The organism is Lyngbya sp. PCC 8106, assembly GCF_000169095.1.
Classification (GTDB): Bacteria; Cyanobacteriota; Cyanobacteriia; order Cyanobacteriales; family Microcoleaceae; genus Capilliphycus.
The window spans coordinates 164803-187976 of record NZ_AAVU01000007.1 but is presented as its reverse complement, the minus strand read 5'-3'; the positions used below and the strand labels follow the sequence as shown (position 1 = coordinate 187976).

20 protein-coding genes and 1 tRNA gene are annotated in these 23174 nt (G+C 40.5%); 14 read left to right on the top strand and 7 right to left on the bottom strand.

All coding sequences use genetic code 11. The features are described 5' to 3' along the window. The first annotated feature begins 210 nt into the window (after positions 1-210). From L8106_RS07250 to L8106_RS07235, 4 genes are all read left to right on the top strand, one after another. Complete coding sequence (locus L8106_RS07250) at positions 211-471, top strand: hypothetical protein (RefSeq protein WP_009783595.1); 261 nt, start codon at positions 211-213, stop codon at positions 469-471. A gap of 47 nt (positions 472-518) precedes the next feature. Continuing rightward, entirely contained in the window at positions 519-1433 is a 915-nt protein-coding gene (locus tag L8106_RS07245; RefSeq protein WP_009783594.1) for an ROK family protein, read from the top strand. Positions 1434-2013: 580 nt separating this feature from the next. Continuing rightward, positions 2014-2232 (top strand): NblA/ycf18 family protein, encoded by a 219-nt coding sequence (locus tag L8106_RS07240; RefSeq protein WP_009783593.1) that lies wholly within the window; start codon positions 2014-2016, stop codon positions 2230-2232. A gap of 241 nt (positions 2233-2473) precedes the next feature. Continuing rightward, positions 2474-3394, top strand: coding sequence for a UbiA family prenyltransferase (locus L8106_RS07235; RefSeq protein ID WP_009783592.1), 921 nt, complete (start codon positions 2474-2476; stop codon positions 3392-3394). A gap of 106 nt (positions 3395-3500) precedes the next feature. On the opposite strand, the gene L8106_RS32815 is transcribed toward L8106_RS07235, so the two are convergent. The 3 genes from L8106_RS32815 to L8106_RS07225 all read right to left on the bottom strand — a co-directional run bounded on the left by L8106_RS32815 (position 3501) and on the right by L8106_RS07225 (position 5320). After that, the gene (locus tag L8106_RS32815) at positions 3501-3677 is read right to left on the bottom strand and encodes a hypothetical protein (protein ID WP_009783591.1); all 177 of its coding nucleotides are present in this window, start codon (positions 3675-3677) and stop codon (positions 3501-3503) included. Between the two features lie 104 nt (positions 3678-3781). Beyond that, entirely contained in the window at positions 3782-4333 is a 552-nt protein-coding gene (locus L8106_RS07230; protein ID WP_198012908.1) for a peptidoglycan-binding protein, read from the bottom strand. A 609-nt stretch (positions 4334-4942) separates the two neighbouring features. Further along, entirely contained in the window at positions 4943-5320 is a 378-nt protein-coding gene (locus L8106_RS07225) for a rhodanese-like domain-containing protein (protein WP_198012907.1), read from the bottom strand. Between the two features lie 365 nt (positions 5321-5685). Between L8106_RS07225 and L8106_RS07220 the strand changes: the two genes are divergently transcribed. The 5 genes from L8106_RS07220 to L8106_RS07200 all read left to right on the top strand — a co-directional run bounded on the left by L8106_RS07220 (position 5686) and on the right by L8106_RS07200 (position 12871). After that, the gene (locus tag L8106_RS07220) at positions 5686-6831 is read left to right on the top strand and encodes a DegT/DnrJ/EryC1/StrS aminotransferase family protein (RefSeq protein WP_009783588.1); all 1146 of its coding nucleotides are present in this window, start codon (positions 5686-5688) and stop codon (positions 6829-6831) included. Positions 6832-7090: 259 nt separating this feature from the next. After that, complete coding sequence (crtB, locus tag L8106_RS07215) at positions 7091-7975, top strand: cyanoexosortase B (protein ID WP_009783587.1); 885 nt, start codon at positions 7091-7093, stop codon at positions 7973-7975. Positions 7976-8037: 62 nt separating this feature from the next. After that, positions 8038-8838, top strand: coding sequence for a cyanoexosortase B system-associated protein (locus L8106_RS07210; protein ID WP_009783586.1), 801 nt, complete (start codon positions 8038-8040; stop codon positions 8836-8838). Between the two features lie 75 nt (positions 8839-8913). Further along, complete coding sequence (locus L8106_RS07205; protein ID WP_009783585.1) at positions 8914-10551, top strand: polysaccharide biosynthesis/export family protein; 1638 nt, start codon at positions 8914-8916, stop codon at positions 10549-10551. Positions 10552-10648: 97 nt separating this feature from the next. Beyond that, the gene (locus tag L8106_RS07200) at positions 10649-12871 is read left to right on the top strand and encodes a tyrosine-protein kinase domain-containing protein (protein ID WP_009783584.1); all 2223 of its coding nucleotides are present in this window, start codon (positions 10649-10651) and stop codon (positions 12869-12871) included. On the opposite strand, the gene L8106_RS07195 is transcribed toward L8106_RS07200, so the two are convergent. From L8106_RS07195 to L8106_RS07185, 3 genes are all read right to left on the bottom strand, one after another. Further along, positions 12861-13799: an ADP-ribosylglycohydrolase family protein gene (locus L8106_RS07195; protein WP_009783583.1), complete on the bottom strand. Its 939-nt coding sequence runs from the start codon at positions 13797-13799 to the stop codon at positions 12861-12863. The genes L8106_RS07200 and L8106_RS07195 overlap by 11 nt on opposite strands. Beyond that, positions 13775-14275, bottom strand: coding sequence for an ADP-ribosylglycohydrolase family protein (locus L8106_RS34185; protein ID WP_009783582.1), 501 nt, complete (start codon positions 14273-14275; stop codon positions 13775-13777). The genes L8106_RS07195 and L8106_RS34185 overlap by 25 nt, the downstream gene beginning before the upstream one ends. Before the next feature lie 97 nt (positions 14276-14372). Further along, complete coding sequence (locus L8106_RS07185; protein WP_039895646.1) at positions 14373-15269, bottom strand: acyl-CoA desaturase; 897 nt, start codon at positions 15267-15269, stop codon at positions 14373-14375. A gap of 485 nt (positions 15270-15754) precedes the next feature. Here L8106_RS07185 and L8106_RS07180 point away from each other — a divergent pair, with 485 nt between their 5' ends. From L8106_RS07180 to L8106_RS07170, 3 genes are all read left to right on the top strand, one after another. Next, a complete protein-coding gene (locus L8106_RS07180; RefSeq protein ID WP_009783580.1) occupies positions 15755-18178 on the top strand; it encodes a dynamin family protein in 2424 nt (807 codons plus the stop codon). Between the two features lie 68 nt (positions 18179-18246). Beyond that, positions 18247-19239 carry a diguanylate cyclase regulator RdcB family protein gene (locus L8106_RS07175; RefSeq protein ID WP_156803606.1) on the top strand — a complete coding sequence of 331 codons (993 nt, stop codon included), beginning with the start codon at positions 18247-18249 and terminating at the stop codon, positions 19237-19239. An 83-nt stretch (positions 19240-19322) separates the two neighbouring features. Further along, positions 19323-20318 carry a patatin-like phospholipase family protein gene (locus L8106_RS07170; protein WP_009783578.1) on the top strand — a complete coding sequence of 332 codons (996 nt, stop codon included), beginning with the start codon at positions 19323-19325 and terminating at the stop codon, positions 20316-20318. Positions 20319-20392: 74 nt separating this feature from the next. On the opposite strand, the gene L8106_RS07165 is transcribed toward L8106_RS07170, so the two are convergent. Continuing rightward, positions 20393-20465 (bottom strand) — tRNA-Ile (locus tag L8106_RS07165). 286 nt (positions 20466-20751) lie between these two features. Here L8106_RS07165 and L8106_RS07160 point away from each other — a divergent pair. After that, on the top strand, positions 20752-21477 hold the full coding sequence (locus L8106_RS07160) for a hypothetical protein (protein WP_039895645.1): 726 nt from the start codon (positions 20752-20754) through the stop codon (positions 21475-21477). 60 nt (positions 21478-21537) lie between these two features. Then, a complete protein-coding gene (locus L8106_RS07155) occupies positions 21538-23154 on the top strand; it encodes a hemolysin family protein (protein ID WP_083798377.1) in 1617 nt (538 codons plus the stop codon). Positions 23155-23174 lie beyond the last annotated feature (20 nt).

Genomic DNA, 23174 nt, shown 5'->3' with positions numbered 1-23174 from the left:
AATCAAGTTTTCGGGCAACGAAACGGCCCTGCCGACCTCCCTACCTCCGGTCCTCCCCATCTCCTCACAAATTAAGTTTTAGGGCAACGCGCATAGCCCTGGGTGATGGGGAGGGGGGAAGATTGATAATTCATTTTTCGGTGATCTAGGAACTCCCAGAGCGGGGTAAAATGACTACACAAAGGAATCTATAACGTTCGGGGATCGATTATGCCAAAGCAGCCTAGTTCATTTGCGGTTCATCTGATGATTGAAGGGGGACACCGAGAAGAAGTAAGATTTGCCACAATTCAGGAGTTTCAAGTCTGGTATAAAAAGGAGTTGATTCCCAAATATACTTCTGATGAGTTCCTCAATGTTCCCATTAAAAATATGCAAGGGGAATATATGGTAGTTCGTCCTTCCAGTATAAAAGCGATCCGAGTTGAACCGATTTTCACAACCAGTATTGATCGCGATGATGTCGAGTAAGATTAAAGACTCGTTATTTTTGATCCGCTATCATTAATCCTAAAATTATGAACAATCAACAAATCTCGACTCAAGTGATTGGGGTTGATTTAGGCGGATCTGCGATTAAATTGGGACGGTATGATGCGTTGGGAAACTGTTATCAGTCTTTAACGGTTCCGACTCCCCAAGCGGCGACGCCAGAAGCCGTGTTTTCAGTTTTGTTAGAAGCTATTTTACAAATCACTAAAAATGTTAAGTCTATTGGCGGAATTGGTATCGGTTTACCGGGGCCTGTGGATGCGACTGGACGAATTTCTCAAATTGCGATTAACCTCAAAAATTGGCAAAATGTACCGTTAGCTGATTGGATAGAAGCTCAAACAAACTTGTCTGTTGTGATGGCAAATGATGCTAATTGTGCGGGGTTAGGAGAAGCTTGGTTAGGGGCAGGATGTCGGTTTAAAGATTTGATTTTGTTAACCTTGGGAACGGGTGTTGGTGGGGCGATTATTCTTAACGGTGAATTGTTCGTGGGGCGAAATGGAACTGCGGGAGAATTGGGATTAATTACGTTGAATTTTGACGGCCCGGTTTGCAATAGTGGAAATCAAGGGTCTTTAGAACAGTATGCCTCTGTGCAAGCGATTCGTCGAGAAACGGGGTTAGAACCTGCTGAACTCGCTGCCAAAGCAAAATCGGGCGATACAAAAGCGATAGAATATTGGCAACAATACGGCCGAAGATTGGGTGCGGGTTTAGCGAGTTTAATTTATATTTTAACACCAGAAGCGATTATTTTGGGCGGTGGAATTAGTGCGGGTGCAGAATTATTTTTACCGAGTACCCTTGCAGAAATTGAACAGCGAGTATTAGTGAGTTCTCGTCAAGGTTTACAAGTGTTAGTTGCAGAGTTAGGCAATCAAGCAGGTGCAATTGGTGCGGCTAAATTAGCGCTCGATACTTTTGTTGTTAAACACTAATTTTTATCACAACCGTAGGGTGCATCAGATTTTTCAGTTAATAATGTAATTAATAGTTCTCGAGTCTGATGCACCCTACCAATCTATTAAGAGTAACCGTAGGGCGCATCAGATTTTTCAGTTAATAATATAATTAATAGTTCTCGAGTCTGATGCAGCCTACCAATCTATTAAGAGTAACCGTAGGGCGCATCAGATTTTTCAGTTAATAATGTAATTAATAGTTCTCGAGTCTGATGCAGCCTACCAATCTATTAAGAGTTTAACAGAAGGAATTCATATTTATACGGAGACAACCTCTATTTTTGATCTCAAAATATTCTCAACGTTCAGTAATTACCCTGATGACTCCCTCTGCTTAACGCGACAACAACCCGATACTCCAGAAGTTGGAGACGCAGTATACTCCGTCCATTGAGGTAGATCAGCAACACGCCTACAACGAAAGGAGTATTTTTTCAAGAGTGTGACACATTTCTTCGTGAATTCGTTACAATAGTTAATGTAAAGGATAAAGCTGAGTGTCTGACTGAGAGATTCGATTTCAGAGGTTCAGCGTTAACTCAACGGAGATTTCACCATGAATAATCAAAATCAAGACAAAAATATATCCTTAGAACAAGAGTTTCAAGTACAATCTTTTGCTCGAAAAGTAGATACAATCTCTAAAGAAGAAGCAAAAGAGCTTTTAATCGATTTATATAAAAGTACCATCATTCGGGAAAATCTGTTCCGCGAGATTATTAAAGAATCTTGGGGAATTGATAAAGACATCACAGAAGCTTTGGAAATTCGCTAAGGTTTCTCGATTTATTAAGGAATGAATGATGTACGATACAATGCTGTAGAGGATAGAGTTAGCAAAAAAGCATCATCGATGGGATAAAAACCAAAGTCTAGCTTCCTTTACAGCAAATTTGCTTGATAGTCAAACCCCACAAAATAGCCATGATCATTTTAGCCACACTCCTCGTTTTAATTTGGGCTTATTTTCTCCTTCTAAATCGCTTTTGCAGTGATTTTACAAGTTAGGGATTTGAATGCCAAAATTTATGTTTTTTGAAGGTCAATCTATTCAAAAGCTCTCTCAACTGGGTAAATATTTCTATGAACAATTTTTATCGTTAATTGTTTATTCTAATATTTGGGTTGCGGGGGGAATCGCTTCTCTAGTCTTTTTTGTTCAAACCGCCCTCAATTTGCCGATAGATTGGCGTCCTACTATTTTTCTCTTTGCTGCGGCTTTAATTCCCTACAATCTAGATCGAATTGTTGACTCTTACGTTCAAAAAAGTCCCGATTCAAGATTACAGTCTTTTGTCAGAAAACCGGGAAATTTATTGCTACTTTCAACTGCAATTTTAATTTTTGTATTCTTATTATATCAGGCTCCTTCATCAGTTCAATTTGTAAGTTGGGGCGGACTTTTACCCTTGAGTTATGGGGTGCCATTGTTCCCTCTCCAACAACAAGGAAATCTAAACTGGTATCGTCCTAAAGATATACCGGGAATCAAAGCTTGGATTGTTTGTGGAGTGATAACTTATGCTTTGATTGCTGTACCCTTGGCTTATGCTCAGGTTAGCTTTAACTATTTTACAACATTAGTTACTTTCTTTTTGTTAATATTTGTCGGCACAAATTCTCATTTATTTGATATTCGAGATATAGATTCTGACCAAGAAAAAGGAGTACAAACTTTACCCTTAATTATTGGCGTTCGAGGAACTCGGATTTTTTGGACAGGGTTAAATTTAGTGCTGCTATTGGTTATGGTTTGGAGTTGGACTCAACAGATTTGGATTCTCTCTCCTGGAGTGGTGGTTCCTTGTATTTTGTTGAATCTGATTGCGATTTGGATGGTAACACCGCAAACCCCCCGAAATACTTATAATATTGTGTTGGATGGTTACTTATTTTTGCCGAGTTTATTCACTGGAATGATCGGTTTTATCTCGTAAAATATTTGAGTTAAATTAGCCGTAAAATGTTATGATGAGTGTAGTAAATAATCTAGGCATACTTTAGTTCTAATTAGGGCGACTGGTTAAAAGATCTCTTTCCTAATTATTTTTTTGCCTTCCAAGTTCCGCCATAAACATAATAGGGATTATTTTGACTCACTTGTTCCCAACAGCAACGACAAACAAATATCCATTGATTTGATTGATCATACTGAATGCGATAAAGTACAGATTCAGACTGTTGACAAAGTGTACAGGATTTTTGACGTAAACGCCCCATTCTGTCTTTCCTTATTTCCTTTACGGTGATACTTTAGTAAAAATATAGAGCGGTTGTCCTTGATTATCTTCTAATTTACACCACAAACTTTTAAACTCGTGAAGTTAGCGAATATCTCCCCGATTGGGTAAAGATAAAGGAGTTGAGGTCGATGTTGAAACTGGGGGTGAGTTGAACTGGGATTCAATTGCCGCTTGGGTAAGAGGGCCGACAATACCATCAGATTTTAGTCCAACATCCATCTGAAAGAGAATCACGGCTTGTTGTGTAGAAAGATCATAATAACCTGTCATCAGTCCATCATAATATCCCAGAACTTGTAGATGTTGCTGAAGTTCGATCACCAGAGAACCACTACTTCCTAATTTGAGGAGGGAGGTGTGTTGAGAAGTTTGAGTGGTAATCGCTTCTGATAATCCCAATGCTGCAAGAGTTTTATAACCTGCAATCCCATCTACTGTGAGTCCATTAGTCGCCTGAAATTGGCTAACGGCATTTTGAGTGAGAGTTCCATAATAACCTGTAATTTGTCCATCAAAATAACCAATTTTATGTAATTTTTTCTGAAGTTCAACGACTTTAATGCCTCGATTTCCTTGTTGGAGAGCAAATGCTGCATTCACTCCCAGGAGTATCGCTGTTATCAAGAAAAACATTGAGAAAAATTTATATATTTTCCGATAATATTCTTTGAGTTTAAATCTTTGAGTTAAAACTTCGAGTCGAAAAGTGATCAACAGATTCAAACTGAAATTAAAATGAAAAAAGAGAACTGAGTTCATTGTCGATGATTCCTTAATCTGCTTAATACATCACCATCATAAATTGATAGAATTGACCCAACTCAAGTCTTAATAAGTTCTTTCACGAGTTTTTGTTGTTTTCTGTCTGGACTGTCACTTAACTTAGTGCATAATATTATACATTTCTCTGTTCTCTATTGACTCAAAATCAATACAAATATTATTAAGCTTTATTGAAAAGCAAGGCTTATGAAGATAAAATCTATTACAGAATGTATAACTTATGTTATATTTTCTAAATGTTATGAATGAAATTAAAAAATTATTTGTGAAGGCTCACGAGATTAGAAAGCTTGTAGTGCGGGCATTTTGGCTGCTGAAAGTTTACAACTCATTCAATATTGCTATATAAAACATTGTTAATAGTTTTGGCTCAAAAAAATAAGTCCTACAGAAACTTCTTCTGCAAGACTCTCATCTAATCGCGATTTGTATTATATTAAAAGGGAGATTAAACAAGGTTTAGGCTGTAATTCCACTAATGGCTTCAACGGGATAACCAACAGCTTTCCACGCAGCCAACCCACCAGTTAACTCTGCAACATTCGGATAACCTGCTTCACGCAGTTGAGTAGCAACTTGTGCTGTTTCTTCGTCGGTGTCGCCATAAACATAAATATCGCGAGCGGGTTCAATGGTTTCTCCGATGCGACTGACTAATACATCCATCGGTAAAGAAATAGCACCTTGGATATGACTGGCGTTGAAAGCTTCGCGGCTACGTGCATCGATAATCGTTAAAGCAGGCTCACCCCAATCTAAGCGACTTTTTAGGTTTTGTACGCGAGATTGAGCCTTCATCGGTTCGGGTGTAGGGATTAAGTTAGAAAACATACTCATCTATAAAAACTCGGTGTTGATCATTGATTACTCTCAATGTAACTAAATATTTCAATAATTGCAAACTTTTATTGCTAAAACTTGACGAAATTAATAAAACTCTGTCTAAAGGCAGAGCTGGCAAGTTTTTTCTAGACCTGGGGAAAGACTCCTGTGACTTGAGATCACACAAATTCCCCGTTTTCCTAAGCTATGCTATTGATGCCCAGATCGGCTGAGTCCATCAGGTTCAAGCCCCCAGATTCGGCGACTGAACTTGCGTAGGTTGACTCCCCTGGCCTTGTGACCCTCAAACCCTCTCAAATTTAAAGCTTCTGGGCAATTGCCCCTGTACTTACTATAAAAAAATTCAACGGAAACTTGCGATGACTAGCACTTTAACCCCGATTCCTTTTGTAGATCTCAAGCTCAAACAACAAGCCATACAATCTCAGATCGAACAGGCAATCCAAGCGGTTGTGGACAAGGGAGATTTTATTATGGGTCAAGTTTTAGGAGAATTTGAAACCGCCTTTGCCGAAGCCAGTGGGACAAAATATGGGATCGGGGTTGCTTGTGGTACCGATGCGATCGCCTTAGGCTTGCAAGCTTGCGGGGTGGGTCAAGGTGATGAAGTGATTTTACCTGCCAATACCTTTATTGCAACTGCGATTGGTGTACTTCACTCGGGTGCCACTCCTATTCTCGTCGATTGTGACCCTCAGACTGCTTTAATTGACCTAGACGCTGCCCAAAAAGCAATTACCCCAAAAACAAAAGCAATCATTCCTGTTCATCTCTACGGCCAAATGGTTTCGCCAAGAGCCTTGATGGAGTTGGCAAATACCCATAACCTAGTGATCTTTGAAGATGCAGCCCAAGCCCACCTCGCCCAACGAGAAGGTTATCGAGCGGGTTCAGTGGGGATAGCTGCGGCTTTTAGCTTCTATCCGAGTAAAAATCTTGGTGCGTTTGGCGATGGCGGAATGGTGATGACTCGCAGCGAAAATGTAGCGCAAAAAATGAAAAGCCTCAGAAATTATGGCGCACCGAAAAAATATGTTCACATGGAATTGGGAACCAATAGCCGTCTAGATACAATCCAAGCGGCGATTTTAAATGTGAAACTCCCGTATTTAGAAGATTGGAATAATGATCGCAATTTTGCGGCTGAACAGTATGATACTTGGCTGTTACCTCTACGAGAACAAGGTATTATCCCGATTGAAAACCAATGTGAACAGGGTCATGTTTATCATCTGTATGTGCTGCGGGTAACAGAGGAATGTATCGTTGATCGCGATACGCTACAAGCCAAATTGTCTCAATTGGGTGTGCAAACTGGAATTCACTATCCGATCCCTTGTCATTTGCAACCCGCTTACAAATATTTGGGATATTCTGAAGGTGATTTTCCCATGGCGGAAATGCTGAGTCGTCAAATCCTCTCTCTGCCGATGTATCCTGGATTGAGCAACGATCAAGTTAATTATGTAGTTGCTGCCATTAAATCGGTTTTAGGAATAAATTAGTCAATTAAAGAATTGTTTTTTAGGAAGATGGGGAGTGGAGGTGGTAAAACTCAACTATAGCAATGTTACCTGATTTGTAAAAAAGCAATCGAGATCACCCCCCAGAATTGGGGGGCTAGGGGGGCGGAGAATTGGAAGTTTGGGGCAAAGTCATTTACAAATGATTTCTTATTGCTATATGAATGTAGAATGATGAATTCTTTTGCCTTTTGGGAAAACTTTTGATCGGGACTCATTAAATACAGGGTTAGTAAGAACAATGCACATTGAACGTAAAATTCCGATTGCGATTGAGCGATATCTGTTGAATGCCGCTTTGGTAGTGCTTTTGGTGCTGTTGTATGCTCCTTTATTAATTTATTGGTATCACGGTTGGCTCGAAAAAAGTATCAGCATCGAACATGAATATTTTAGTCATGGTTTGATTGGTTTACCGTTTGCGGCTTATATTGCTTGGACTTTGCGATCGCAGTGGAGTCAACTAGCAAATATTAGCCATCCTGCGGGTGCGATTTTGCTGATGATTGGGGGATTATGTTATTGGTCAGGTTTATCAGATTTGGTAAATCTTTCGTTTCCCATTGTGTTAGCAGGACTGTGTTTGTGGCTAAAAGGAATTCCGGGTTTAAGATTGCAAAAATGGCCGTTAATTTTTGTGGCGTTGGCGACTCCCACTCATTTACCCTATTTAATCGAACCGTTGGCGTTTCCTTTACAAAAATTTATTGCCAGCGTTGCCGGATTTATTTTGGTTCAGTTTAATCTGAATGTAACGGTTGACCAAGTTTATCTATTTGTGAATGGACAAATTGTTGAAGTGGCTCCCCATTGTGCCGGACTGAAGATGCTATTTACCAGTTTATATGTGGGGTTAATGCTATTGTATTGGACGGGTATTGCTTCGGATCGGACAAAAAGCACTTTATTTTTAGTGAGTGCAGCCCTAATTAGTGTTGTCGCCAATATTATTAGAAATACTCTGCTGACTCTCTTTCATGGTACGGGTCAAGATGGATTATTTCATTGGCTTCACGATAGTTGGGGAGGCGATCTTTATTCGGCGTTAATGTTAGGATTGTTGGTGGTTTTAATTAATTGGATGCAAAACAATACTGTAAATGAACCCCAAACCCAGACGCATTAAACCGTTAAAAATTTTTAGAATAATCTCCAGACTATCCCAAAAATCAGAGGAGAGATAATCGTATGGTTGTACAAGCAAAACTCCCGCCCCAATGGGCTAAGATTACCGCTTTAGGGTTGATGTTGTTACTGTTAATCTTTGCCGCAATTCCGGGTTATTTCACCGGGAAATGGACTTGGGCTGATCAACCGCAATTACAAACCCTAGCGCAACTCCAACAGGTTCGGAAACAGGGATTAGATTTAGCGGGATGGACAACTCTAGAACACAAACTGATGAAAATTCGGGGTCAAGAGTGGTTAATTCAAACGGTCGAACAGAATAATCAAACTGCTATTTTATTAATGCTGGTGCAGAAGTATTATAAAGATAGACCGCAAATTGAATGGATGGATATCAACGGATTTCAACAGTGGAAAACTGATTCTTATCGTCGTCTTCGCTTAAATATTGAACCGTCAGAAAATGGATTGTCCTCAACAAAATTTACCACTCAATTTTTTCGCAGTTGGACGCAGGCTGTCAATCCATTATTAAGTTTATTATGGAAAGATTGTCCTTCCGATCAACTCTGTGAGTTGTACCAAAAACAGCGTTTAAAACAAACCTATGCGGTTATGCAGTGGTATGCTTGGCCAGATGGGGGGAGTCCAGCCGCAAGTCATTGGTTTATAGCGGATCGTTTGGCTCAACTGTCTCAGCAACGAGCGCCTTGGATAGCAGTTAATGTGTTAATTCCGATTGAACCATTAGGTAATATAGAAGAGGTAGAGGATTTCAGTCGTTCTCTGAGCCAAGCCGTTCAAGCTGAACTGATCGCAGAAGCTTTCACTATCAACGATCGCGAAAAAACTAAAAATTAGGAGTTTAGAAGTTCAGAAGTTCAGCCAGAATTAATCTCGACAAAGACTGTTGAGTGATCACTGTAAAAATGCCCTATGGTTAATTCTATTCATCGATTAATCTCAGTCTCAGTAGCAAGTCTTTACGCTGGAAGTTGGACTTTAGGATTAACCGTAGTGATGGGGTCGATCAATAGCTTCGTTTTTGTTCGCCAAACCCAAGCCCAGGAAATACCTGATAAATGTGTTTTACCGCAGGCATTTGTTGATCGCAAGATCGAACTGTTGGAACAGGTACAACCCCAAGATACCCCCGAAATTTTACGACTATTTCAGCAACCGGGAAGCCGACCTGTCGAACGAACCCTGGAACCGAATTTAATTCCAGTGGATGTTTCCTATTTTGAACGCGCAAATGAAAATCAGATTGAACGTTATCGTTTAGGGCCAGGAGATCAAATCTTTATTGATATCTTTGTTAACGGTTTGCGTTCAGCAGAGTTGAGTATTCCCAATGCCATTGTCGGCCCTGAGGGAACAACCATTATCCCGTTAATTGGAACCGTCAGACTAGAGGGATTATTTTTACAGGAAATTGAACGAGAAATTCAAACTCGCTTAAATCAGTATGTCAAAAATCCCCAAGTTAATGTCTCTCTATTGGTACAACGTCCCGTCCAAGTGACTGTAACCGGACAAGTGGCTAGACCCGGTTTTTATCCCCTGGGAACGGCGGAACTCGTGGTTGCATTGTCAACCGCAGGCGGAACTCGTTCAAATGCAGACTTGCGTTCAGTTCAGCTACGCCGGAATTTACCCGATGGTCGCACTATCGCCGCCGAAGTTGATCTGTTGACCCCATTGCTATCGGGTTTAGCGCCCCCCGATATTCGTTTAGAAGACCGAGATATTATCTATGTTCCCACCCAAGAAACCCTACCCACTCAAGGCCCAGAACGCGAAATTGTCGAGTCTTATAGTTTAGCAGCGGCACCTACACCTGTAGAAATTACCATTGTCGGTGCGGTTGTCAAACCCGGTTTTTATACCTTACCTGCGGGGTTAGGACGAGTCTCAACGGCGATTTTAGCAGCAGGTGGCGCCACCTTAACGGCTGATTTGCGATCGGTGGTCGTTTGTCGCGTTACCATTGATGGTCGAGTTATTCAAGACACCGTTGATCTGTATTCTCCCTTGAGTGAGGCGACGGCTTTACCCAATGTCGCTTTATCGAATGGTGACTCAGTGATTGTACCGCAATTGTCACTTCAGGATGAACGAGAGTATGATCGGACTTTAGTGGCAAATTCTACATTGGTCAATCAACAGATTACGGTGCGAATTCTCAGCAATGCGGGCGGTGCTGTGGGTTCAGTGGCTTTACCGAATGGAAGTACCTTTGTCGATATTTTGAATAATGTTCCTTTAGCAACGGCGAAGTTAGATGAAATCACTTTAATTCGGTTTGATCCCCAACAAGGAAAGGCGATTACTCGGACTCTCAATGGTAGAGAAGTGTTACAAGGTAATCCAACCGATAATATTTTATTGCAAGATGAAGATGTGATTGTAATTGATCGCAATTTTTCAGCAGATCTTAGTTATTTCCTCAATAGCTTTACTCAACCCTTTCGGGATATTCTCGGGTTTCTACTCTTTTTTAGAGAGATTAGTAATGCTGCTGAGGATCTCTTTGGGCCGAATAATAATGGTGGAGGCGGTAATCGCCGTTGATGAGGGGTTTAATGCTGAAGTCGGGGTGCTTGAAACGGTCTTTATTTACCTATATTTGAGAGAATTACTTTAACCCTTTTGAAGTAGAAACTGACTTATGACTTTACCGATTGTTAAACGATATCTGATCGCTTTTGAACAGTATAAATGGGCTGGACTTTCTACCTTTATGCTGGCTTTAGGCGTTTCGGGAGCGGTGGCGATGATTTTAGAACCGCCAGAGACTCCCCCTTATACAGCAAGCGGAATTTTAACGTATCAAAATCCCCCTGTCCTGTTTTCAGAAACGGGTCAAAGTATTCGTGAAAGAGGACAACAACTCAATGAGGGAATGTTACTTCAACCTCGTGTTGTTGAAAGCGTTATGGAAAAGGTGGCGGTGACTCCCAAAGAGTTGAAAGATAATTTAAAGGTAAATATTAAAAATCAAGCGGATGCGCCGAGTTTTATTCAAGTCAGTTATCGAGATCTAAACCGAGAACGAGCGGTAGAAATTGTTAATGTAATGATGAAGGAGATGGTCGAACAAAGTCGCTTGATCAATACTCAACAACTGCGAGATATTATTGATACAGTCACCACTCGTTTAGAGCCAGTCGAGCAAGAACTCAGACAAGCTGAAAAAGCGTTAGAACAATACGATAAACGCGAAGGTGCAACCTTACTGGCGATAGAAAGTGGGGTTTTACCCGAAGCAATTGTAGGGAATCAAAAACAACAGCAAGATACACAAATTCAACTCGATACTTTGACTGCACAAATCCAAAGTTTGCAGTCTAGACTGGGATTAAATGCCGATCAAGCTTATGTTTCTCAAGCCCTAACAGCCGATCCGATTATTGCTCAGTTACGAGTTCAACTCTATCAAATTGAGTCTCAGCTTGCTCTTTTACGTCAAGATTATCGAGACGAACATCCCCAAGTCGCCACTTTAATTAAACAAAAACAAGCCGCAGAACGACAATTACAAGCACGAGCATCGGAAGTGTTAGGAGGCGATGGAATTGCGGCTCCTTTAAGACAAGCTAATCAAATTCGGGTTGATTCTTCTCTAGATCCAGCTCGCCAACAATTGGCTCAAAATTTGATGACCTTACAAACCCAAAAAGAAACCTTACAACAACAATTAGAAAATCTCAAAAAAATTGAAGTTGATTTACGAGAAACTTACCGCACCCTTCCTAACAAACAGTTGGAAAAACAACGACTTGAACAAGAACTCGCCTACAAAAGAGCCTTGTACGATAAGATGAAAGCTCAGTTAGTAGACTCTCAAGCCGCAGAAGCTGAAACGGTAAGTAGTTTGAAAGTTGCTCAAGAAGGCTACGCATCTGATGTAGAAATTCCAGAAGCAATTAGTATGGCTTTGATTTTAGCCGGAGGTGGACTGGCTGGCGTTTTAGGGGGAGCGGTGTTAATCTTTGTATTGGGTATGCTCAGTGGCAAGTTCTATACTTGGGAAGAAATCAAAGGAGCATTGCAAGAACGAGAGGTTCCGTTGTTGGGTTTATTACCGAATGTGATGTTCTTTGAAGAATCTTTTCAGGAGATGCCTCTATTACTAAAACCTCATTCTCCCTATTTAGAATACTATGAAAAAGTACGGAGCAATTTACAACGAAGTGGAGACAAACCCGCTCGGGTTGTGCTAATTACGAGTGCAGGTGATTTGGAAGGAAAAACCTTTTGTGCTTATAATTTAGCCATTGCTACAGCAAGAGCAGGAAAACGAACGTTGTTAATTGAAGGAGATTTGCGATCGCCGTCTCGGGTAGAATCATTAAAGTTGGCACCTGAACCTTTAAGTGGAACGGAACCTTTGCACTATTACGGAGATGCTAACAATTGTATTCGTTTGGTTCCTGATGTGCAGAATTTGTATGTTATTCCTAGTCCGGGGCCAGTTCGACAAGCGGCGACCGTGTTAGAATCGAGCGAGATGAAACGCTTACTCAATGAAGTTCGTTATCGCTTTGATATGGTGATTATTGATGTTCCTTCTTTGAGTGCTAATAATGATGCGTTGACCCTAGAACCGTTAACAGATGGTATGATCTTAGTGGCTCGTCCTTCCTATACGCTTTCGGGTCAGCTTGGAGAATTTGCAGAGCAGTTAACCGAAATTGATGAGGATGAAGATTCCACCAAATACCGTCCTCGTTTGTTAGGTGCAATTATTAATGGAGCAGATATTGAGGTTGAATGGTTTGAAGAACCCATTGAGGATAATTTAATCCCGGTACATTCGGCGACATCACAACGAACACTTCCGGCTCAATCTTCCCCCATGGCGCAGTTACCTCCGAAAGTCAAACGATGACATTTTCTGATTTAATCGCGTACAAAAACGGAATCTTTTGATCAGTACGAAAAACAAATTTACAGCGTTGTCCGCAGTCAAACTCAATTTCAGCTAAAGTCACTATTTTATCCCGAGTGGTTAATGCTTTTTGTTCGACTGACTCGACAGTTCCGACTCCCAAACACCGATGAGCAACCCGCATTAACGAGACGAGTTGAGAACGCTGTAAACAATCTCCTAACCGTACATTAGCAACACCCGGATGAATATTAATTCTAGAGGCTTTGCCTTCAGAAATGGCGGCTAATTGTTCACCTAAACGTTGTAAAAAAACAGTATCTTGTACCTGCTGTCGCCAACTTTCTGTAATCGCGTTTATTCCCCAAACTGCACCGCCTAACCCACCTACAAATGCCGCGATTGAATCGGTATCACTTCCAATAAAATTAGCCGCCAAAATCAGATTATCTTGCGTATTTTTGGGTTGACGAGCAAACAAATATATTCCCGCTAAAACGGTTCCTAAACCTGAACATCTGCTCTCAGAAGTAAAACAACCCAACTGTTCTAATACGGTTTTAGGTGAATGATGATCCCGTAACGCTACCCAAATTAAACGTAACTGTTCGACTGCTTCGGCTTGAGTTTTTTCAAAGACTATATTAAAGGGTTGAGTTTGATGTTGATTCCACTGAAATAACCAAGACTGTAACCCTTCTATTTTCGGAATTTGTAACGCTTTTACCCAATTTCCTAACTGTTCAATCAACTCTCGCCCAGACGGAACCTGATCTTGATTTAATAATAGAAATAACCCATAACCATACAACAACGCCCCGATAATTGCTCTCGGATGTCCATGACTAATAATCGAATTCCGCCAAATATCCGCCTCTATCTGTTCCCATCGTCCCACATTCGCTAACACATGGGGAGCAATTCGCATCGCCGCCCCATTCGCACCGCTATCTCGATAGTCAAGTGTACCCTTTTTTGTACGACGAGTGAAAAATTACTATTCCAACTCGCCGACTGACGTTGAATTTTGCGAGCGGCTTCTTTCACCGTTCCCCCGGCACCCCTGGCGTAGTCTAGCCACAGCGGAAACTCCGACTGACAAAACCTTTCGATATCAAAACCCCCATCCGCCCGAATACAAGCCGCCACACACAGAGTTAACTGAGTATCATCGGAATATTCCCCCGCTTCGATATAATCTTCGTAACCTTGAAAACGTCCCCCGACTTGTTTTTTCCAGGGAAGAAATTCACTCAAATGTTCTAAACCAAATTTGTGTAGAAGTTCATCGGGTGTTCGCAAAAACTCGGTCATCCAACCCAAACTATCGCCGCTTGCTGCTGTTAATAATACACCCGCACAACGGTTAGCCAGAGGTGGAAGTTGAACTGTTTTTTGATCCATCGGTTTGACATCAAGGAATTTAAAAATATAATTGATCTTTATTTTAAACTGAAATTCCTGGATGTAAATTCTGTCTATTGTACGGGTGTTAAACGACTTATTGAGCTGAGGCTTTAGAGATTGAATGTTCAAAGTCTTGCTCTTTAGAAGCGGCTAACAAACGGCTTTCAGTCGGGAGTCTTAGCTTGGATGCTAACTTCAGGAACTCAAGCATTTTAATGAAGCTAAAGGTGACATCGGGAAGATAAACAACCTGTCCAGAACGAATTGTAATCCCATGCCGACTTGAGGATTGAAAAGCATGATGGAGATTATGCCAACCTTCTCCCAGTGTGATCAATGCAACAAACCCATTATTTCGACTTAAATCGTTTGTAATAAATGGTTGTGTACCGAAAATATGGGCAAGGGAGTTAACCGTTTGCACGCCATGAAACAATAGAGTTGTACTGAGAAAAAATGCACCCAAGTATTCCAAACCGCCTATAAAATAGGAAATCGCCCCCAATGCTATTACCGGGATAAAGTGCAAACGATCAATTAATTTTAAAAACCGATCATTCTCAACATCAATGGGTAGCTTGGCTGGAAAAAATGTGGAAGATAATAGCCAACCGCCTTGGGACCAAAAAAATCCTCGAATCCCCTGCATGGGTGTATAGGGAGAATGGGGATCGAGATCTTGCTCGACATATTGATGATGAGTCATGTGGTGTGCTTTCCACCAACTTGGCCCCATTTGTCCTGCTGATGCTGCGATAATACTTCCCACCCAAAGAACTAGAATAGGCGCCTGATAGCTTTTGTGGGTGAGTAGTCGGTGGTAGATGCCTGTCGTGGCCAACATACGGATTAGATATAGCAATATCACCCATAAAAAAGCGCCCCATGATAAGCCCGTTTTTAGAAGGAGTAACGATCCGATATGGCTAAAGATAATCAGCACGGGACCGATGATATAAAGAACAATTGTGAGTGGAGAATACTGTCTCATTGATTTTGATGCTGTCCTGTAAAGATAGTTAAAGAAGGTGTTTCGATCCTCCTAACAGTAACACAGCTTGGTAACGAGCAATTCATTTGAACTAATAAATAGTCAATCACTCCTCTAGTGAATTAATTCCCTGTCTAATAGATCAAGTCAGTTAAAACTGATTAAAGGTAGAGGGAAGAGTGAGTAGGCGAACGCTGATTAGTTAGGTTAACTGGCTTAAATTTAGATGGTTTTTTAGGATGATTTATTCAAAAAAGTTATGCAAATTATAGCCTCCGTAAATTTACTGATAATCATCTATGTTTTAGCAATTATACCATTTAGAAAGTTCGGTAATTCCCACGTTGATATCTAAGTTTTAATCGCTTATTCTTGAATAGAGAGCCTTCAAAGTTCTGTTGAACAGTTTCCCGTTACAAACAGAGCCAACGCCTAGAGAATATTTTCTGGGAAAGCCTTTATTCACCTTCGAGGAATTTAACGTTATGAATGGGACGGAATTAAAACCCAGTGTCCAAGCTCTGCAACTGGATGTGATTGAGCTGTTAAAAGAAGTCAGTAAATTAATGGGTCGAGCTAATTCTACTTTGAGTTCAAAAGATTTCGGTCAAAAATACGGAGAATTTCAAAAGCAAGTTGAAAACGAGACTCGAAAGGTTGAGAAATTAGAGTTAAGAATGGCAATTGTTGCGCCGATGAAAGCAGGTAAATCTACAATTATCAATGCAATTATCGGTCAAGATTTGCTTCCCAGTCGTAACGCTGCAATGACGACACTACCCACAGAGATTTTTTTCAACGCTAACTTAAATGAACCCATTCTCACGCTAGATGATGAAGTTTTATCTATTTTTCAAGACACTCTTGAGGGTTTGCAGCAAAAAATAAACGAATTGGGTTCGGAAGAAACTCAAAAAAGAATTGCTCAATATCCCCACTTAAATGATTTGGTACAGAAGATTCAAAGTTTGGGGTCATTGCTGTTAAAACCAGAAAATAAAGGACGAGAAGAAATTCACAAAATCCTCAGTGTTCTTAATGATATTGTTCGTCTGTGTAGCGTTTTAGATCCAAACAGCGATCCACTGTTCAAACTTCGAGATGTTCCTCGTATTGAAACACCTTTTTGGCATTCTCAGGAAGGTGAACAATCCAAAAAACTTGGTAATTTAGTGATTGTTGATACTCCGGGACCCAATGAAGCGGGAGAAAACCTTCGGCTGAGTGATGTAGTAGAAGATCAATTACGAAAAAGTTCTATTGTGTTGATTGTTCTCGATTTTACACAGCTAAATAACCAAGCCGCAGAAGGTGTTAAAAAACAGGTTCAGCCGATTATTGATTTACTCGGAAAAGAAAACCTTTATGTTCTGGTGAATAAAGTTGATCAACGTCGTCAAGGAGATATGACCCCTGAAGATGTTAAAAAGTTTGTTGCTTCTGACTTGGAACTTAGTAAGTCTAGCGATACAGAACAAGTCTTTGAAATCGCTGCAATTCGCGCTTTTTGTGCGACTAAATTTTTATTGGAGTTACAACAAAATCCCGACGCTGAAGTAAGGGAATTAGTCACAGCAAAATCACTGGCTCAAGAAGTATTTGGGATTGACTGGGAAGAAGATCTCGAGGATGCAACAACGGAAGAACTAGAGAAAAAAGCTCTAAAATTGTGGAAGAAGTCAGGATTTGCACCCTTTATTGATCAAGCAATTAATGTACTGATGGAAACTGCGGCGCCTCGCTGTATAAAGTCTTCGCTTAGTCTCACTGGTTCTTGTCTCTTAGAATTACGAGATGATGTTATACTTCGCAGTAATGCGATCGCCAAAAGTGAGGAAGATTTGAGGTTAGAAATTGGTGCGCTCGAAAACGATTTACATAGTCTTGAAAAATGTTGCAATCGATTAAAAGTTGTTGATTCAATCATAACATCGCTTGAGAGCAATTTGAATCAGATTCAACTAAAAAAAGAAGCTAAAGTCAGCATAGAGGATTACTCCATTGAGGAAGACTACAAACAGGATGGTGCTATAAAAAAACCCGATACATTTAAAGCCAAAGCCTTAGTCGGAATTGCTCCACCAATTAATTTAGGCGGAAGCTTCGCTCTTTTTCCTAAATTTTTTTCACCAAAAACAAAGCCTAAGACCGAGTACAAATCAGCAGGAGTTTTTGAATTTAAGACCGAGCAAGAAGCACAAGAGTGTTCCGAACAAGCGGTTGCTTGGGCAAGAAAGAGATCGAAATTTATCATGTCAAGTGTTCGTCAAAATGCAGAAAAAGAGGTTAAACAAGCTCGAATAAACTTGACAAAAGTTTTAGAAAAACAAACAAAGCCCATCATCGAAAAAGCGAAAAAGCGCTTGAATGAAACCTTCGAGATTAACTTGGATTTACCCTCACCTACTTTAGAGTCAGATGATAGTTTAACAACGATACAGCTTGATGTGAAATCTCAAACTCGCCTGCGAGACGGAGGGTATGGTACGCGAACAGTTGAAAAGCGTTCTTTTTGGCATTGGCTTTGGATAGTCCCTTATGAAGAGGAAGAAACTTACAAGAAGCCTGATGTCCGAGAAGATTACTATGTTGTTTCTATAAATGATTTAGTTGCTCAGATTAATTATTCTCTCGAAGCAAGAATTGGTAAGATCAATCAGGATATTTCTGAGTATCTTAAAGAAGACTTCCAAGAACGAATTGATACTTTCTTTGAGAACCTTGATGCTTATCTGGGGAATTATCGAGACAGTTTGAAACAAGCTCAGAAAGATAAAAAACTTTCTCTTGAACAGCAAAAACACCTAATTGATGAGTTTGAAAACATCGCTCAAAAGGCAAGCGAAAACATTAAAACAGTAAACTCATACAAGGGGCGAAACGAGCAATTAATGTCCCCTAACAAATAGTCAATCACTTGGGCAGGGAATTAATTCCCTGTCTAACCAACCAACTTAATCCCATTTACCGAGTTAAAATGTTCTCAACTCACCGACAACCCCAAACAGAATTAAGCGATCGCCTTCAACAACTCCAACAACGAATTCCCCTAGTTAGCGATAAAGCATTAGTCGATTTAGTTAACGGAATTGACATCAATAAAGACTTAATTCGTTATCGCAAAAGTAGAGGATATTTCGGACAACTCTTTGAAAGCTTAACCGGAAGCGATCGCCAACGTCAACTATTACTCGATGGCAACCTGATCGCAGGTCAAGAAGCGTTATATAATTGGGTATTAGAATTAACCGATTCTCAAAGTATTAGCCAAGTCGCCCTAACAATTACCCAACAATCATTATTAGAAGCACGGTCAGCCATTCGCCGTCAAAAACAAGCAATATTATCTCTGAGTGAACACCTAGAAAACTCCATCAACGCAATTAACCAGCGATTAAATGAATTAGAAAGCCGAATTTATCAGCTAGAAATTAGAATCGCCGCATCGGAAGATTTGGATCGAATTCTAACCGCTTGGATGGCGGAACAAACCTATACAAACTTACCTTGGGCGATACAAATAGCACTGTTAACACGGGAAATATTCAGCAGTTCCGTTGCAATTTACGAACGAGTAACGGGCGACACTAAAAGATTTCGTCCTCTGGTGGTAAATAAAATATTAGCCCACAGTCAACCCCCTTCTAAACAATTTTTTGGACTTGCAAATTTACTCAATCAAACTTGTCAAGAAATACCCGCAGATGATCGGGAACTGACTGCGGCGTTATTAGAAGTGCGATCGCTTCGGTTTTCGCGGCTACAAACCACACCATTATTATTTACTCTTGGTACAACTTTAGAACTGGCAATTTTACCGCCAGATGCCCAACCGAAACAGATTGGAAAATGTGCGATCGCTCTTTGTCGCCAACAAATAGATCGGATTTCTCAAACCACCGATGCAAGAGAGTTTGTAACGGCGATTGTCGAAGAAATTGCCAATGATTGTGTTAATTTAATTCGGTAAAAACTCAGTTCGTTGTTGAGCGACCGCCCTATTATACTGCGCTTTAGCGTAACAACTTTTTTGTACTTATAAACTTCAATAAAATGAATCAAAACTTTCTCAATTCTCAATGGGGATTAGTATTAACCGGAGGCGGTGCTAAAGGTGCTTATCAAGCGGGCGCTCTCCGCTATTTAGCCGAGTTGAACTTTCAACCGAAAATTATCGCCGGAACCAGTGTAGGCGCTCTTAACGGGGCGGTTTTAGCCTCTGATCGCCCGTTTTCTAACGCCGTTCAACAGCTAAATGAACTCTGGACAAATCTCGGAGAAGTTGAAATTCTCAAACCCAATACTGAACAAATTTATCATCTTATTAGTTACGCCGCCCAAACTTTTATTCCCACTTTTCGAGAGTGGATGTTAGATTTTTTAGTTGAAAGCGGAATCTTGAAAGATAGAACCGCAATTTATGATCCAACTCCGATAGAATCTCTGGTAAGAGAAACTATTAATCCCGTTGAGTTGCGGCGAGGAATTGAACTCTGGGTAACAGTATTTCCTTCGTTAAAAATTCCCGGTTTGGGTTATGATTGGTTAATTGATTTTATTCGCGCTAAAACGGGAACGGGCGCTGAATGGTTGTGTATTCAAGATTGCCCAGATAACGAAACAATTTATAATTTATTGTTAGCGAGTGTCGCTATTCCTCTGGCTTTCCCCTGTCGAAGTGTTAATGGGAAAAACTACGTTGATGGGGGTTTAGTTGATAACGTTCCATTGGGTGCATTGGCGGCTAGAGGTTGTACTCATGTGATTGTGATACACTTAGGGAGTGGTCGGGTTTGGAACCGCCATGATTTTCCCAATCAAACGATTATTGAAATTCGACCTCAAAAACTACTCAATTCCGATTTAAAAAGTTTGCTCAACTTTGATGCTGAACGAATTTCCGAGTTGAAACAACAAGGTTATGAGGATGCAAAATCTCAGCTTGAACCGATTTTAAACGGGTTTAAAAGTCTTTCTCGATTGTCTCAAACTCAAGATCATTTAATCGGCTCGACGCTCACATTATTGGAAGATGAGCCATTATTCTAGTGTAGAGACGGAATTAATTTGCTACTGTACAACAAAATCAATGTACAGTTTTCGGTCTGTGAATAGCTGTCAAGTGCGCCCTGCTGGGATCGAACCAGCCTGAAGGCGAATTATGAGTTCGCTGCCTCCCCAATCGGCCAAGGGCGCATTATTGTCTAGGTTAACACAAAAGTTGATTTTAACCGACAATTACTTTGTGATTCTAGTTTAACATAGGTGTTTGATGCAAGCGATCGCTAAAATATTTTGGTTTTGAGTGCAAGCCACAGTATCCCGACAAAGGTTCTGGCTCAGTCAGTTCTGCTCGGGTATTGGGCTGGAGGTTAAGATCAGGATCTCACAAATTGCCATTACATTTAGGCTGGAGACTGCTAGTATATCTAGATTGAAACTGATCATCAATCACAATAGCTCACACTGACATTTACAGGAGATGGGATTGAACTCAACCGTAGTAATGACCGTTATTTTACTCGTGCTTATGTTCGGAGCCGGGTTTTTTAGTTCTGCTTGGGGGTATAAACTGGGTCGGGAAGCTTTAAAAGAGATTACTCAGCCTGATGTTCGTCCAAGCAACCTCACCGGGAAAAAAGAAGACAGCAATCACAAATCTGAAGGCGTGAAAATGCTTAAAGAAGGTGAGATCTTAGCGAATGTGAAAAAGCGCATAGAAGGGAAGGATGAGGAGACAACAACTTCTCCCCCAGCCAGCGCTCAAGGTGAACAAAAAGCCGAACAGAAACCCGAACAAAAACCTGAAGAAAAAGCCGAACAAAAACCTGAAGAAAAACCCCAACAGCAGGCTAATTCATCCGCTTTTCCGATTGTTAGTCGAGATGAGGGAGTCACGCTAGAAATTATTTCAGCTAGTCAAACCGGAAGCTCGCTTCAGTTAAAAGTTCAGCTCAAAAATGAAAGCGATAGTTCGATTAGATTTCTCTACAGTTTCTTAAATGTGACAGATGATAAAGGTCGTGCTTTGAGTGCAAGTGTAGATGATTTACCCGGACAGTTACCTGCTGATAGTCAAACCTATGTGGGAACGGTCAGTATTCCGACTGCATTGCTTGATAACGCGAATGAATTAGCCATTAGTTTAACGGATTATCCAGATCAGAAACTAGAACTAAAAATGTCTGGAATTCCAATTATAAGATAAATCAGTTTTGATGTTTGTGCGACTTTTTTTAATAGAACTCATGTGGGTGACTTTTCTACAATGACACTGACTTCGCAGGATTTGCTATTGCGCTTATTGTCAGTGCTTCTGCTGATTGCAATCAACGCTTTTTTCGTGACTGCTGAGTTCTCAATGGTTTCTGTCCGACGTTCGCGAATTAGTCAGCTTGTGGATGAGGGAGATAAACCCGCTCTCGCAGTTCAACGGCTTCAGCGACGGATTGATCTATTACTTTCGACGACTCAGTTTGGAATTACGCTATCGAGTTTAGCCTTAGGTTGGATTGGCGAAGGAACCTTAGCAGTTGCGATTCGAGCGTTAATCGTTTCGCTTCCTATCCCTCTTAATCTTCAAGATTTTATTGCTCATTCTTTGGCAATTCCGATTTTTACGTTTGTATTAATTGCTTATCTACAAATTGTCTTAGGTGAACTCTGTCCAAAGTCGTTAGCCCTGCTTTATCCCGAGCAACTTTCTCGTTTATTAGCCCCTCCTAGTTTAGCAATCGCTCGTTTTTTTAGTCCGTTTGTTTGGGGATTAAATCAATCGACTCGCTGGCTCTTAAAACTCGGTGGAATTGAATATACTGGACAACCTTATACACGAGTAACTCCAGAAGAATTACAACTGATTATCACCACATCTAGTGAGTCGATGGGGTTGGAAGCCGAAGAACGAGAAATCCTCAATAATGTGTTTGAATTTGGGGATGTGTTAGCTGAAGAAGTGATGATTCCCCGCACCAATGTTATCGCTATTTCTAGCACCGCAAATTTTCAAAACTTACTCAATGAAATGACAGTTTCGGGTCATTCTCGTTATCCAGTCATGCGAGAATCTTTAGATGATATTTTAGGAATTATTGACTTTAGAGATTTAGCAAAACCGCTCGCTGAAGGATTACTTTCCCCAGAAACCTCTCTAGAATCTTGGATTCGTCCAGCTCGATTTGTGTCTGAACAAATGCTCTTGAGTGAATTATTACCACTGATGCAGCGATCGCATTTAGAAATGGTGATTATTGTCGATGAATTTGGTGGAACGGCTGGATTAGTAACGATTAATGATTTGATTGCTGAAATTATTGGAGATAGTTCAGAATCAACAGAAACAGAAGAAATTAAGTTGCAATATATTGATGAACAAACATTTTTAGTTCAAGCTCAACTCGATATTGAAGAAGTTAATGAACTGGTTGATTTAGATCTTCCTATTACTGAAGAATATCAAACTTTGGGTGGTTTTCTGATCTATCAACTCCAAAAAATTCCGATAGTTGGGGAAACACTGCGTTATCAAAATCTTGAATTTACGGTGATTTTAGCAGAAGGGCCACGAATTGATCAAATTCAAATTCATCAGTTAGAACCTGAATCCAAAACTGAAGATCTTGATTTGATGAATGAACAAATAGAAGCGACTGAACTTTCGATGAATGAATATTCACTAACGACTGCGGAAAATCCACCTTCAGAAACAACTATTCCCGAGGAAAATCAAGCAGAAATAGAAGCAGAAAGACGAGAAATCAATCAGGAAATGGGTCGAGAAGAACAGAGAAGAATGGAAGCCGAAAGTCAAGAAATTAATCAAGAATTTAAGCAAGAAACGAATAGAGAACAAGGTTGGAGAACAGATGAAGAAAAAGAAAGCTGATCACTTCTTTCGTTGTTTGT

What these genes read in the sequence shown, in the direction of transcription:
- L8106_RS07250 (WP_009783595.1), top strand. Translation starts at nt 211, where the DNA reads ATGCCAAAGCAGCCTAGTTCATTTGCGGTTCATCTGATGATTGAAGGG.
- L8106_RS07245 (WP_009783594.1), top strand. Translation starts at nt 519, where the DNA reads ATGAACAATCAACAAATCTCGACTCAAGTGATTGGGGTTGATTTAGGC.
- L8106_RS07240 (WP_009783593.1), top strand. Translation starts at nt 2,014, where the DNA reads ATGAATAATCAAAATCAAGACAAAAATATATCCTTAGAACAAGAGTTT.
- L8106_RS07235 (WP_009783592.1), top strand. Translation starts at nt 2,474, where the DNA reads ATGCCAAAATTTATGTTTTTTGAAGGTCAATCTATTCAAAAGCTCTCT.
- L8106_RS32815 (WP_009783591.1), bottom strand. Translation starts at nt 3,677, where the DNA reads ATGGGGCGTTTACGTCAAAAATCCTGTACACTTTGTCAACAGTCTGAA.
- L8106_RS07230 (WP_198012908.1), bottom strand. Translation starts at nt 4,333, where the DNA reads ATGTTTTTCTTGATAACAGCGATACTCCTGGGAGTGAATGCAGCATTT.
- L8106_RS07225 (WP_198012907.1), bottom strand. Translation starts at nt 5,320, where the DNA reads ATGAGTATGTTTTCTAACTTAATCCCTACACCCGAACCGATGAAGGCT.
- L8106_RS07220 (WP_009783588.1), top strand. Translation starts at nt 5,686, where the DNA reads ATGACTAGCACTTTAACCCCGATTCCTTTTGTAGATCTCAAGCTCAAA.
- crtB (WP_009783587.1), top strand. Translation starts at nt 7,091, where the DNA reads ATGCACATTGAACGTAAAATTCCGATTGCGATTGAGCGATATCTGTTG.
- L8106_RS07210 (WP_009783586.1), top strand. Translation starts at nt 8,038, where the DNA reads ATGGTTGTACAAGCAAAACTCCCGCCCCAATGGGCTAAGATTACCGCT.
- L8106_RS07205 (WP_009783585.1), top strand. Translation starts at nt 8,914, where the DNA reads ATGGTTAATTCTATTCATCGATTAATCTCAGTCTCAGTAGCAAGTCTT.
- L8106_RS07200 (WP_009783584.1), top strand. Translation starts at nt 10,649, where the DNA reads ATGACTTTACCGATTGTTAAACGATATCTGATCGCTTTTGAACAGTAT.
- L8106_RS07195 (WP_009783583.1), bottom strand. Translation starts at nt 13,799, where the DNA reads ATGCGAATTGCTCCCCATGTGTTAGCGAATGTGGGACGATGGGAACAG.
- L8106_RS34185 (WP_009783582.1), bottom strand. Translation starts at nt 14,275, where the DNA reads ATGGATCAAAAAACAGTTCAACTTCCACCTCTGGCTAACCGTTGTGCG.
- L8106_RS07185 (WP_039895646.1), bottom strand. Translation starts at nt 15,269, where the DNA reads ATGAGACAGTATTCTCCACTCACAATTGTTCTTTATATCATCGGTCCC.
- L8106_RS07180 (WP_009783580.1), top strand. Translation starts at nt 15,755, where the DNA reads ATGAATGGGACGGAATTAAAACCCAGTGTCCAAGCTCTGCAACTGGAT.
- L8106_RS07175 (WP_156803606.1), top strand. Translation starts at nt 18,247, where the DNA reads ATGTTCTCAACTCACCGACAACCCCAAACAGAATTAAGCGATCGCCTT.
- L8106_RS07170 (WP_009783578.1), top strand. Translation starts at nt 19,323, where the DNA reads ATGAATCAAAACTTTCTCAATTCTCAATGGGGATTAGTATTAACCGGA.
- L8106_RS07160 (WP_039895645.1), top strand. Translation starts at nt 20,752, where the DNA reads ATGGGATTGAACTCAACCGTAGTAATGACCGTTATTTTACTCGTGCTT.
- L8106_RS07155 (WP_083798377.1), top strand. Translation starts at nt 21,538, where the DNA reads ATGACACTGACTTCGCAGGATTTGCTATTGCGCTTATTGTCAGTGCTT.